The 12,691-nt window shown below is 72.1% G+C and carries 11 protein-coding genes; 6 read left to right on the top strand and 5 right to left on the bottom strand.

Annotated features, from left to right (window positions below; all coding sequences use genetic code 11):
* Positions 1-226 precede the first annotated feature (226 nt).
* Entirely contained in the window at positions 227-1,879 is a 1,653-nt protein-coding gene (locus ASF76_RS10375) for a RecQ family ATP-dependent DNA helicase (RefSeq protein ID WP_055956959.1), read from the top strand.
* Positions 1,880-2,292: 413 nt separating this feature from the next.
* Here ASF76_RS10375 and ASF76_RS10370 read toward each other — a convergent pair whose 3' ends face one another.
* From ASF76_RS10370 to ASF76_RS10350, 5 genes are all read right to left on the bottom strand, one after another.
* Positions 2,293-2,700, bottom strand: coding sequence for a DoxX family protein (locus tag ASF76_RS10370; RefSeq protein WP_082484987.1), 408 nt, complete (start codon positions 2,698-2,700; stop codon positions 2,293-2,295).
* A 72-nt stretch (positions 2,701-2,772) separates the two neighbouring features.
* Complete coding sequence (locus ASF76_RS10365; protein ID WP_055956957.1) at positions 2,773-3,549, bottom strand: LLM class flavin-dependent oxidoreductase; 777 nt, start codon at positions 3,547-3,549, stop codon at positions 2,773-2,775.
* Entirely contained in the window at positions 3,546-4,427 is an 882-nt protein-coding gene (locus ASF76_RS10360; protein WP_055956955.1) for an LLM class flavin-dependent oxidoreductase, read from the bottom strand. The genes ASF76_RS10365 and ASF76_RS10360 overlap by 4 nt, the downstream gene beginning before the upstream one ends.
* Positions 4,428-4,779: 352 nt before the next feature.
* Positions 4,780-7,302, bottom strand: coding sequence for an ATP-dependent Clp protease ATP-binding subunit (locus tag ASF76_RS10355; RefSeq protein WP_055956953.1), 2,523 nt, complete (start codon positions 7,300-7,302; stop codon positions 4,780-4,782).
* A 73-nt stretch (positions 7,303-7,375) separates the two neighbouring features.
* A complete protein-coding gene (locus tag ASF76_RS10350; RefSeq protein WP_055956952.1) occupies positions 7,376-8,206 on the bottom strand; it encodes a hypothetical protein in 831 nt (276 codons plus the stop codon).
* 103 nt (positions 8,207-8,309) lie between these two features.
* On the opposite strand from ASF76_RS10350, the gene ASF76_RS10345 reads away from it, so the two are divergent.
* The 5 genes from ASF76_RS10345 to ASF76_RS10330 all read left to right on the top strand — a co-directional run bounded on the left by ASF76_RS10345 (position 8,310) and on the right by ASF76_RS10330 (position 12,660).
* A complete protein-coding gene (locus ASF76_RS10345; RefSeq protein ID WP_055956950.1) occupies positions 8,310-8,678 on the top strand; it encodes a VOC family protein in 369 nt (122 codons plus the stop codon).
* 53 nt (positions 8,679-8,731) lie between these two features.
* Entirely contained in the window at positions 8,732-9,637 is a 906-nt protein-coding gene (locus ASF76_RS10340) for an EI24 domain-containing protein (RefSeq protein ID WP_156459216.1), read from the top strand.
* Positions 9,638-9,661: 24 nt separating this feature from the next.
* Positions 9,662-9,811 (top strand): hypothetical protein, encoded by a 150-nt coding sequence (locus ASF76_RS17080; RefSeq protein WP_013585971.1) that lies wholly within the window; start codon positions 9,662-9,664, stop codon positions 9,809-9,811.
* A gap of 14 nt (positions 9,812-9,825) precedes the next feature.
* The gene (locus ASF76_RS10335; protein WP_055956948.1) at positions 9,826-11,490 is read left to right on the top strand and encodes an alpha-keto acid decarboxylase family protein; all 1,665 of its coding nucleotides are present in this window, start codon (positions 9,826-9,828) and stop codon (positions 11,488-11,490) included.
* A gap of 66 nt (positions 11,491-11,556) precedes the next feature.
* Positions 11,557-12,660 carry a class I SAM-dependent methyltransferase gene (locus ASF76_RS10330; protein WP_055956946.1) on the top strand — a complete coding sequence of 368 codons (1,104 nt, stop codon included), beginning with the start codon at positions 11,557-11,559 and terminating at the stop codon, positions 12,658-12,660.
* The last annotated feature ends 31 nt before the right edge of the window (positions 12,661-12,691 follow it).

The following is a 12,691-nucleotide window of genomic DNA, read 5'->3' as shown; positions in this document are numbered from 1 at the left end:
CGTTCGCCGGGCGAGCCTGCCTTCGCCGGGTCCGGGTGCGCGCCGAACCCGTGCGGTCACGAGTCCGATTCGGGCGCGGACTCGACCGTTCGATGCGAGCTCGGCGTCGGCGCCCCGCGCCGCTCGTCACGGTCGCCGTCCATCACACGTCGCCGACGGCCGCAACCCCCGGCGCGATGTCGGAGGTCTGAGGTGTGCTGGGGGCTCCCCCAGGAATGAGGCATCCGTGAACGCTCCCGCCACCCTCGAACAGTCCGCCCGCACCGCCCGTGAGGTCTTCGGGTGGGACGACCTGCTGCCGGGGCAGGCCGAAGCGATCGACGCGGTCGTCGGCGGGCGCGACACCCTCGTCGTGTTCCCCACGGGTGCGGGGAAGTCGGCGGTGTACCAGATCTCCGGATGCGAGCTCGGCGGCGTGACCGTCGTCATCTCGCCGCTGCTGGCGCTGCAGCGCGACCAGATCGACTCCATCGACGCCGCTCCCGATGCTCCCGCCGCCATCGCCCTGAACTCCCGCACGAGCGCGTCGGCCAAGAAGGCCGCATGGGCGGCGATCGAGAGCGGCGACGCCGTGTACGCCTTCCTCGCGCCCGAGCAGCTGGCGAACAGCGAGGTGTTCGACCGCCTCGCGAAGGCCGATGTGCGTCTCGTCGTCGTCGATGAAGCGCATTGCGTCTCGGCCTGGGGCCACGACTTCCGACCCGACTACGCGCGGATCGGCGACGCCGTCGAGGCGCTCGGGCATCCGCCGGTGCTGGCGCTGACGGCCACGGCATCCGCCCCCGTCCGCGACGACATCGTGGCGAGTCTGGGCATGCGCGAGCCGCACCTCGAGGTGCGCGGCATGGATCGTCCCGAGATCCACATGGCGGTCCGCCGCCACGAGCACGACGACGACAAGCGTCGTGCCGTCATCGCGGATGTCCAGGATGCCGGCGGCCCGGCGCTGGTGTACGTGGCGACCCGCAAAGAGACCGACGCGTACGCCGACGAGCTCACCGCCCTCGGCCTCCGGGCGGCCGCGTACCACGGGGCGATGGCTCAGAAGCGGCGCGACGAGGTGCACACGGCGTGGAGCGCAGGCGAACTCGATGTCGTGGTCGCGACCTCGGCGTTCGGCATGGGCGTCGACAAGAGCGACGTGCGCCTGGTCGTGCACGCCGACGTCACAGAGTCGCTGGACTCTTATGCGCAGGAGATCGGCCGCGCGGCGCGCGACGGGAAACCCGCCCGGGCGATCCTGCATTACCGTGCCGAAGACTTCTCGCTGCGGTCGTTCTTCGCCGGTGGGCACACGAAGCGCGCCGACATCGCCGGCGTCTGGGATGTCCTGCGGCGCGCGGAATCCCCCCTGCGCGCGAAGGACATCGCCGAAGAGGCCGGGCGCTCGGCCCGCGTCATCGGTCGCGTGCTGAACCAGCTCGTCGCGTGCGGTCTGGCCGTGTCGAGCCCCGAGGGCGTCTCGATGCGCGAGCGGGTGTCGGCGGGCGATGCGGTGAGCGCCGTTCGCGAGCGTGACGAGGCCGAGCAGCGTATCCGCGCGTCGCGCATCGAGATCATGCGCGGTTACGCCGAGACGACCCACTGCCGCCGACGCGCGCTGCTCGAGTACTTCGGGGTCGAGGCGTCCGAACGGTGCGGGGCGTGCGACCGCTGCGACAGCGGCGCCGTGGGTCCGGTCGACGTCGACGGCCCTGCGGACGCGGACGAAGACGGCATCCGCATCGACTCCGTCGTCGAGCACGGCGAATTCGGCACCGGCACGGTCATGGGGATCGAAGACGACCGGCTCACCGTGTTCTTCCCCGAGCACGGCTACAAGGTGCTCGCCCGCGCGGCTTTCGAGAACGGCATCCTTGAGCTCGGCGAGGCGGCGTAAGCGTCCGGACGTCGCGGGTCGGGGTAGCGGGGGCCTCGTCGGGTAAAGCGGCTGCGCGAGGAGCTGACTCGTCGAGTCGAGTCGCATCAGTCGCTCCTGGGGCGTGCCTGCCCGCCCCAAGGGGCCGGCAGGCACTCCGCGCACGCTGCTGTCATGCGGCCCTCGGGCCGCTCTGGCATTCGGGGTGTTCCGCCGGTCCGGAGGTCTGACCCCCTTCGGCGGTGATGGTCGGGTCACGTTTCAGGCAACAGGGCGGCCACCGACCGACCCGACGCCCAATGGGTGCCCCACGCCGAACCAGCCGCACCGCGCGAACGAGCTCGTCACGTATCGGGGCGTGTTTCGTCCTTCGGGGCGCACGAAACACGCCCCGATGCGCGAATCCCGCCGAAAACGGACCCGTTCAGCGAGGGTCAGCGCTCGCGCGTCGCCCACCACGCCCACGCGACGAGCGGCACCTGAAGGAACAGGCGGATGAACCGCGCACGGTCGGTGTTGAGGCCCGGCGCAGAGCGACCCGTGCGCCACTGGTGCACGTTGCCCGGGAACACGGCGACGAAGAACGCGGCGATGACCGCGCCGATGCGGCGGCGTTCGCGCGGCAACGACATCAGCGCCGTCCCGAGGAGCATCTCGACGGCTCCGGATGCCACGACGATGGCGTCCTTGTCCGTGTGAAGTATCCGCGTGGCCCAGCCCGGTACGACGATGCGATACCCCCGCCGTCCCCACGTGAGGTGGCTGACGCCCGCCCCGACCAGCAGCAGGGCCAGCACCCCGCGCGCGATCGAGCGGATGGTGAGACCTCGACGACGTGGCATCCGGTCAGTCTCGCACCAGAGAGAGGGAGGCGGGCCACGGTCTCGCGGTCCGGGCGTCTATGCGGTCTACGCTCAGCCGGGAGACGGGGCCGCCCGGCGGACGAAGTCGAGGTACGCCTCGACGGTGTCGTCGGGAACGACGGCTCGGAGCACGACCTCGTCGGCCGCGGCGGTGTGAGCCTCGAGCGCGTCACTCAGCTCGGTGACGTCGCGGATGGTCGTGTCGGCGGCCCCCACTCCCATTCGTTCGAAGTTGGCGGCGTAGTTCGGGAACGAGGCGTAGCGCGCAGTCTCGGCGTCGAGGCGTTCTCGCGCGGCGGGGACGATCGCCGCACGCACGTAGACGGCGACGTGCGCGGCGGGTGAGATCGCGTGCAGCGCGTCGGCCTGGGTTCGCACCTCGGTGGGCGGCACCCAATTGAGCAGCACTCCCTCAGCACGCTCCGCCCCCGTGCGCCGCATCTTCGGCCCCAGCGCCCCGAAGACCACGCGCGGCACCCCGGCGTCGTGCAGCACCTCGACGGCCTGGCGGACGCGCGCGAGCGCCCCCGCTTTGGACCCGCCCGAACCGATCCCGAGCGTCAGCCGCTCGATCGGAAGGTCGAGGGACGCCACCTCGGCGGCGATCGTGTCGGCGGGCCGACGGTCGACGGGCACGACGCCGGTGGCGAGGTGCAGGCGTTCTGTGACGCGCGCGGCCGCGGCCAGCGCGGCGAGAGCGTCGCCGTCGGGGGTGTCGTTGACCCACAACGTGTGGAAACCCGCGTTCTCGACCGCCGGGGCGATGCGGGCGATCACGTCGGGGCCGAGGGATCCGGCGACACCGAGCGAGACCGCGCCTCGCGTCATGAGACGCCGCCGGCGTTCGGCACGGCCACGGCGACCTGGCCGACGGCGGCGTAGAAGGCCGCCAGGTCGACCTCATCGGTCGGGAGCAGTACCACGTCGTCGACACCCACCGCCTGGAACCGCGCCACGCCCTCGGCGACGTCGTCCACCGAACCCGCCAGCACACGGTCTGCCGCGTCGGGGCGGTCGCGCATCGACGCAGTCGCGCGTTCGAGCGCGTCGGGACCGAAGGCGGTGAGGACGTAGGCCACGACATCCGCACGGCCCTCGTGCGCCGCGGCGGTGCGCGCCGACTGCAGCGTCTCGACCGCGACGGCGATCTCGGCGACGGTGTGCCGACTGTCGAGCACGACTCCGTCGGCGACGGCGCCCGCGAGGGCGAGCGTCTTCGGGCCTTCGGCCGCGGCGTACACCCGCGGCGGGGAGGCGGGCGGCCAGTCGAGCGCGACGCCGCGGAGCTTCACGTAACGGCCCTCGGTGCTGACCGTCTCGCCCGCCAGGAGCGCTCGGAGGGCGGGCAGCTGCTCCTGCATCAGCGTGAGCGGCGACGCCGCTTTTGCGCCGATCTGTCGCATCCAGTCCTGCACGCCGTGGCCGAACCCGGGCAGCAGGCGACCGGGGAACATGCGCTCGATGGTGGCGACCTCCATCGCCGAAGCGGCGACATTGCGCAACGGGAAGGGCGCGATGCCGACCCCGATGCGCAGATGGTCGGTGACCGCGAGTGCGGCGGCGGCCGCCGCCCACGCCGAAGAGCGGAAGCAGTCTTCCCACAGCCACAGTTCTTCGACCCCGGCATCTTCGGCCGCGCGCGCGGCGTCGCGCAACTGCTCGGGCGGGTGCGGGTAGGGGCTGAAGATCGTGCCGATACGACTCATGCGTCTACTCTGCCCCCAACCTCCGACATCGGGGCAGGGGCTTCCGTCCGTGCAGGATTCCGCGGAACCGTGGTCGCCGGCCCCTTCCCGCGCCCGCGACGACACGACGCGAGAGTTCGGCGCGAGACCGGCCCGACGCGCCACCGAACCGCGGGCTACGGCAGGAGTCTCCTGCGCTGTGTCCGGTGACCCGGCGCGACGCCCGTCGAGGGATGCTGAACCTCCGGCACCCCGTCGAACGACCCCGCGCAGCGCCCGTCCAGGGATGCCGAACCCGCACGCGCCGTCGCCCCCGAGACGCGAGATGCCCCCGGTGCCGAAGCACCGGGGGCGTCGTGCCGTGGACGCGCGCTCAGGCCGCGAGCGCCGTGACCACAGCCCGCACGACGAAGCCTGCGTCGGTGGCATTCACCGTCACCGCTCCCCCGTCTGCCAGCTCTCCCGACACGAACAGGTCGGCGATGCGGTCGTCGACCTCGCGCTGGATGACCCTGCGCAGCGGCCGCGCACCGTATTCGGGTTCGTAGCCGACCTCGGCCAGGCGATCGATCGCGGCATCCGTCGCGTGGAAGGTCACCTCGCGAGCGGCGAGCCGTCGAGACGTGGCTCCGAGAAGCAGCCCCACGATCTCTCGAAGCTGCGCCCTCTCGAGCTTGCGGAACAGCACGATGTCGTCGATGCGGTTGAGGAACTCCGGCCGCATCGCCTCACGGAGCTTCCCCATCACGCGGTCGCGCAGGTCGTCGTCGGCGAACTCGCGGCCCGTGGTGGTGAAGCCGATCGCACCGGAGCGGGATGCCAAGAACTCGGCGCCCAGGTTCGAGGTCATCACGATGACCGTGTTGCGGAAATCGACCGTGCGCCCCTGGCCGTCGGTGAGGCGTCCGTCGTCGAGCACCTGCAGCAGCAGCGTGAAGACGTCGGGGTGGGCCTTCTCGATCTCGTCGAACAGCACGACGGCGTACGGGTTGCGGCGCACGCGCTCGGTGAGCTGGCCGGCCTCGTCGTAGCCGACGTATCCCGGAGGGGCACCGATCAGGCGCGAGACCGTGTGGCGCTCGCCGAACTCGCTCATGTCGAAGCGGATCACCGCGCCGTCGTCGTCGAAGAGCGACCCGGCGAGCGCCTTCGCCAGCTCGGTCTTGCCGACGCCGGTGGGTCCGAGGAAGAGGAAGGATCCGACCGGACGGTTCTCGTCGCCCATGCCCGTGCGATTACGGCGCACGGCCTTCGCGACGGCCGCGACGGCGTCGTCCTGCCCGATGACCCGGGCGTGCAACTCGGTCTCGAGGTCGGCGAGACGCCCACGCTCGGTCGCCGTGAGGCGCGCGACCGGAATTCCGGTGGCGCGGCTGATCACCGCGGCGATATCGGGCTCGTCCACGACGGCCGAGAGACGGGGCCCACCGGCCACGGCGTCGAGGCGCGTCTGCACCGCCGCGATCTCGTCACGCAGGCGCGAGGCCTCCTCGTAGTGCTCGGCCGAGACCGCGGCATTCTTGTCGGCCTCCAGGGTCGCCAGACGCTCGAGCAGGGAGGAGGTGTCGACGCTCACCCCGAGGCGCAGGCGCAGGCGTGCTCCCGCCTGGTCGATCAGGTCGATGGCCTTGTCGGGCAGCACCCGATCGCTGAGGTACCGGTCGCTCAGCTCCACCGCGGCGCGCAGAGCATCGTCGGTGTAGGTGACGGCGTGGTGCTCCTCGTAGGCCGGACGGAGCCCCCGCAGGATCTCCACGGCATCCGGGATCGACGGCTCCCCCACGCGCACGGGCTGCAGGCGCCGCTCGAGCGCGGGGTCCTTCTCGATCGTGCGGTACTCGCGCAGCGTGGTCGCGCCGATCAGGTGCACGTCGCCGCGCGCGAGGCGGGGCTTGAGGATGTTTCCGGCATCCATCGATCCGTCTCCGCTACCGCCTGCCCCCACCAGCGTGTGCACCTCGTCGATGAAGACGACGAGCTTCTCGGATGCCGAGACCTCGTCCATCGTCTGGGTGAGACGTTCCTCGAAGTCACCGCGGTAGCGGGCGCCGGCGAGCATGGCGGCGAGGTCGAGCGACACCACGCGGGTCTCGCGCAGCTGCTCGGGCACCTCGCCCGCGACGATGGCACGCGCGAGTCCCTCGACGACGGCGGTCTTGCCGACACCGGCCTCGCCGATGAGCACGGGGTTGTTCTTCGTGCGACGACTGAGGATCTCGATCGTCTGCTCGATCTCGTCGGTGCGCCCGATCACGGGGTCGAGGTCGCCGGCGGCGGCGCGTGCGGTGAGGTCGGTGCCGAAGCGGTCGAGGTTCGGGGTGACGGATGCCGTCTCTGCCGACGCCTCGTCCTGCCCGCCGCCGAGGACGGTCTCGCGCACGCCCTCGGTCAGGGCCTCGGCGGTGACGCCGGCCTGCGCGAGGATCTGACCCGCCGGGGCATCCTGCGCGAGCACGAGCGCGAAGAAGAGGTGGTCGGGGTCGACGTACGTCGATCCCGCCGCGCGCGCCACCTGGAACGCGTGGAACAGGGCCCGCTGCACGGAGCCCGCCACGACGGCGCCGTCGACCTCGGCGGCGGGCGAGGCGGCGGGGAGCCTGCTCTCGGCGGCCCGGGCGATGGCGACGGGGTCGGCGCCGAGGCGGCCCACGGCCTCCCTCGCGGGCGAGCGCCCGACGAGCACGTGGAGCACGTGCAGCGCGTCGAGTTCGCGCTGACCGCGGCTGAGGGCGAAGCGACCGGCTTCCTGCAGGGCGTCCTGGGTTCGGGCGCTCAGGAACCGGCTGAGGTCGATGGAGCGCTCGGCACGGGCCTGCTCGCCCGCCAGATAGCGAGCGAGGAATTCGTCGAACGACTGCGCGCCGTCGCCGGCGCCGGGGGTGACATCTTCGGGCAATTCCGTCTCCTGTGATACGTGGGGGCGGCAACTTGAGTGCCGCCGTATCAACTTCAACGTGAGGTCGTCGCCGCTATTCCCGCAGGCCCGGATCGACGTCGTTCCAGAGCTCGACGGTCTGCACCACCCAGAACACCCCGAACAGCGCGAGGGCGATCGACTCCCCCACGAACACCACGGGGAACCCCGTGCGCTCGACGTCCGTCACGACGCCGACCACGAGCAATACCAGCGTGACGAGGATCCCCATCGCGACGGCCCCGTACGCACGACGCAGTCGCGCACGGCGACGGCCCACCGACTGCGGCCGCCACGCGGCGAGGGCTGCGACCGCCGCGATCAGGACGAAGAACGCCACAGCCGCGACCTCGTGCGCCATCTCGAAGAAGCCCTCCGGCGCGATCGCCGCCCACGCCACGGCCGCGACCGTGAGCGACACGATCACCCCGATGGTCGCCGTCACCCCACGGCTCGCCGTGCCCTGGACCCGCGCGAGGATCCCGCCGGCCACCGCTCCGAGAAGGACCACGGATGCCACGGCCACACCGTTGTTCACCACGGTCGCGCGCACATCGGGTGGCACACACCGCCGCACCGGCTCGCAGACACCCGCCGCGACGGTGGTGGGAACATAGGCCACGGCGAGCGCGAGGACCGCGGCGATGTCGAGCAGACCCTGCTCCAGGCTCCGGCCCGACAGGGCCAGCAGCGCCAGGGCGATCGCGCTGAGCGCGCCGACGAACACCGGCCCCGCCGGGCCGTAATAGGCGGCGCTGACGGACGGGAGCGCCGCACCGCCCGCGACCTGGAGTGCGACGCCGATGGCGAGGAAGACGGTGGCGCCGATGATCGCCAGTCGCACGTACCGATAGGTGCGCTGGGTCGAGGTGGTGCGGATGCGCATACCGGCATCCTTCCAGTGCCCTCCGACATGACGTGCGGGCGCTTCCCCTCGCGCGATGTCGGAGGTCGGGTCCATACTGGCCGCACATCGAGAGGAGCCGCTCATGGAGTGGAAGATCGAGCTCATCTTCGTCCCGGTGACGGACGTCGACCGGGCGAAGCAGTTCTACGAGCGCATCGGATTCCATCCCGACCACGACCATCAGGTCACCGACGAGCTGCGCTTCGTGCAGATGACCCCGCCGGGGTCGGCGTGCTCGATCGCCTTCGGCACGGGTCTCGAGCTGACGCTCGAACCCGGACGCCAAGACACGATCCAGGTGGTCGTGCCCGATGCCGACGGCGCGCTCGCGCACCTGCGGGAGGCGGGAGTGGAGGCCGACGGCGTCGACGAACAGCAGTGGGGGCGCTTCGTCACGTTCGCCGATCCCGACGGCAACCGGTGGACGCTGCAGCAGCTTCCGACGTACTGACGCTCGACGCGACGCGGCCAGCTCCGCGAGAGAGGGTCTGGAAGACTCTCCCCATGCGCGAATTCCTCACCGGTGCGGGACTCCTGTTGCGTGGCCTCGGCCAGTGGCGTCGCACCCCGGGGGCGATGGCCCTCGGTCTGATCCCCGGAGCCGTGGTCGGGCTCGTCTTTGCCGTCGCGCTGGTGGCGTGGGGCATCATGCTGCCCGGCCTGGTCGACGACTGGACGCCCTTCGCCGACACATGGCCGTCGTTCTGGGCCGATGTCGTGCGCACGGCGATCGGCGTCGCGTCATTCGGTGCCGCCCTCCTGGTAGTGGTGGTGTCGTTCACGGCGGTGACCCTCGCGGTCGGCGAGCCGTTCTACGACCGCATCTGGCGAGCGACCGAGCGCAGCGCCACGGGCACGGTGCCCGACGCCGACTACGGCTTCTGGCAGGCGGTCGCCGACAGCGTGCGCCTCATCCTCCGGGGCATCCTGGCTGCCGCGCTGGCCTGGCTCATCGGACTCATCCCGTTCATCGGCGGCGCGCTGGGTTTCGCCACCGGTGTCGCGCTGACCGGTTGGCTGCTCGCCGACGAGCTCACCTCGCGCTCCCTGTCGGCGCGGGGGTTCGACCGCCGCGCGCGGCGCGCGATCATCCGCGCGAACCGCGCGCGAGCCCTGGGCTTCGGCGTCGCGACCCAGCTGTGCTTCCTCGTTCCCCTCGGCGCCGTCGCAGTCATGCCCGCCGCGGTGGCCGGAAGCACCCTCTGGACGCTCTCGGCCCTCGACGGCAAGCGACCGCTCGGTGGCCCCGCCGACGCCATCCGACCGCTCGGCGCGCCCGCCGACGCCGACCCGGTCATCGCGGCACCCGCCGACGCCAGCCGGCCGACCGTGGCACCCGACGTACCGGCGGCGCCCCTCGCCGCCACGCCGACCCCTCCCGCGAACCGCCCGGTCGACCCGGCACGATAGCCTGGACCGACCGAAGGGATCCTCATGTTCATCGTCTCGCTCATCCTGTTCGTCGGCGGCATGCTGCTGACGGGACTGTCGTTCTCGCTCGCCGCTCCGGCGCTGTTCTTCGCGCTCGGCATCATCCTCGTTTCGGCCTCGCTGGCCCTTCCCTTCCACTTCGGCACCCGGTAAGCGGCACGGCGGCCATGACGACGTACACGGTCGCCGATTACCTTCTCGACCGTCTCGCCGAGGCGGGTGTACGACACCTCTTCGGGGTGCCGGGAGACTTCACTCTCGCCTTCCTCGACCACGTCGAGCGCCACCCCATCGTCGAATGGGTCGGGTGCGCCAACGAGCTCGGCGCCGGGTACGCCGCCGACGGCTACGGACGCCTGCACGGTCTCGGCGCGCTGAGCACGACCTTCGGCGTCGGCGAGCTCTCGGCGATCAGCGCCATCGCCGGCAGCTACGCCGAGCACGTGCCCGTCGTCCATGTCGTGGGCGCGCCGACCACCGCCGTGCAAGCCGCCGGTCGGGCGAGTCACCACTCCCTCGGCGACGGCGATTTCGGACACTTCGCCCGCATGACGGCCGAGGTCACCGCCGCGCAAGAGGTGCTGTCGGCCGCCGACGCCCCCGCGCAGATCGACCGCCTCCTCGCCGAGGTGCGTCACCGGCGTCTGCCCGGCTACCTCCTCATCCCGGCCGACATCGGCGAAGCCCCGGCCGATCCGCCGTCCTCGCCGCTCCCCGACCCCGACGTCGTCACCGACCCCGTCGTGCTCGCGCGTTTCCGTGACGCCGTCGCCGCCCGTCTCGAGGCGTCCGACACCGTCGCCGTGCTCGCCGACATCCTCGTCGCTCGTCTCGGCGCCGAGGACGCGCTCCACGCACTGCTCTCGCACGGGCTCGCCCACGCCTCACTGCTCTGGGGCCGCCGCGTCGTCGACGAGTCGGCATCCGGGTACCTCGGCCCCTATCTCGGCGCCGCCAGCGCTTCCGCGGTGCGCGATGGTATCGAGGGGGCCGACCTGCTCGTGCTGGCCGGCGTGCAGTTCACCGACCTCACCACGGGCTTCTTCTCGCAGCGCATCGATGCGGCCCGCACGGTCGAGATCCGCGGCGAGCGCGCGCGGGTCGGTGACGACGACTTCCGCCCCCTCGCGATGCGCGACGCGCTCGACGCCGTGGCCGCCGAGGTGGCGGTGCGGGGCGACCGCTTCCGGGCAGACGACTCCGCGTCGACGCCGGCTCCCCCGCACCCGCCTGTCGCCGGTGGCGCCCTCTCGCAGCGGGCCCTCTGGCACGAGGTGGCGGCGTTCCTCCGCGACGGAGACACGGTGCTCGCCGACCAGGGCACCTCGTTCTACGGCATGGCCGGAGAACGCCTCCCCCACGGCGTCGTCTTCGGCGGCCAGCCCCTGTGGGCCGCGATCGGCTTCACGCTCCCCGCGATCCTCGGGGCCGCCCTCGCCCGACCCGAGCGGCGCCCGGTGCTGCTCATCGGCGACGGTGCGGCGCAGTTGACCGCGGCCGAGGTCGGTACGCTGGTGCGCCATGACGTGCCCGCGGTGATCGTGGTCGTCGACAACGCCGGCTATACCGTCGAGCGCGTGATCCACGGGCTGCACGAGGAATACAACGACATCGCCGCATGGGACTGGACCACTCTGCTGGCTGCCATGGACCCGCGCGGTTCGACGACGGGCGTGCGGGTCGACACTGTCGAAGACCTCCGACGGGCTCTCGCCGACGCGCGGTCGTCGTCGTCGTTGACGCTGATCCAGGCGGTGGTGCCGCAAGACGACGTGCCGCCCGTACTGGCCGACCTCGCCGCCGCGGCCGCCGCCGCGAACCGTCGCACCTGAGTCGCGCCCGGCGTCACCGCCGCGAACGCCGCGGAGCCGCCCGCCCGACACGGGTACCGTTGCACGGTGCCCTTCTCGTTCGATGTCCTCCGCCGCCGCCCCGACCTCGAAGGCCCCGACCTCGCCGCCGTAGACGCCGCTGATCGCCTGATCCTCGACGAGTCGGCCGCCGCGCGCGCGGGTCTCTCCGACGGCGCCCTCGTCGTCGTCGGCGACACGCACGGCGCGCTGACCCTGGCCGCGGCGGACGCGGGGGCGCGCGGCATCCGGGTGCATCAAGACGAGCTCCTCGGCGAGCAGGCCCTCGCCGCCAACGCCGCCGAGGCGGGGCTCGACACCGCCTTCGTCTCTCACCCGCTCGACAAAGCGCTCCTCGCGGGGGCGCGCGTGGTGCTCCTGCGCCTGCCGCGTTCGCTGCGGGCGCTCGCCGACATCGCGGGACTCATCGCACTGCACGCCGACCCCGACGTGGTGGTGTTCGCCGGCGGACGACTCAAGCACATGACCGTCACCATGAACGACGTGCTGCGCGCCCGCTTCGATCGCGTCGACGTCTCGCACGCCCGACAGAAGTCCCGCGTCCTCATCGCCCGCGGCCCCCACGACGGCGGCGAACCCGTCCCGGAGGCTGCCGAGGTCGACGGCATCCGGGTGCGCGCGTTCGGCGGCGCGTTCGCGGGGGCGTCGATCGACATCGGGACCCGTCTGCTCCTCGCGCACCTTCCCGAACCGCAGACGTCCGAGGCCATCGACCTCGCGTGCGGCACCGGCGTGGTGGCGGCGGCGCTGGCCACGCGGCATCCCTCCCTTCGGGTGCTCGCGTGCGATCAGTCGGCGATCGCCATCGCGTCGGCGCGGGCGACGGCGGCCGCCAACGGTGTCGACGATCGCGTGCGGGTGGAGCGCGACGACATGCTCCAGGCGCACCCGGATGCCACGGCCTCATTCATCGCGCTCAACCCGCCGTTCCACGCGGGGGCCGCCGTGGCCGACGGTCTCGCGCCGCGCATGTTCGCCGACGCGGCGCGGGTACTTCGTGCGGGAGGAGAGCTGTGGACCGTGTGGAACTCCGCCCTGCAGTACCGCCCGGTCCTCGAGCGCGTCGTGGGACCCACCCGGCAGGTCGCGCGTGATCGCAAGTTCACCGTGACCGTGTCGACGAAGCGCTGACGGCGGTCGCCTGCCGCGCGTCCTCCCTCGG

This window comes from Microbacterium sp. Leaf151, from assembly GCF_001424225.1.
Taxonomy (GTDB): domain Bacteria; phylum Actinomycetota; class Actinomycetes; order Actinomycetales; family Microbacteriaceae; genus Microbacterium.
Note: the sequence above shows the minus strand (reverse complement) of the source record. Positions and strands in the feature narration are given on the sequence as shown.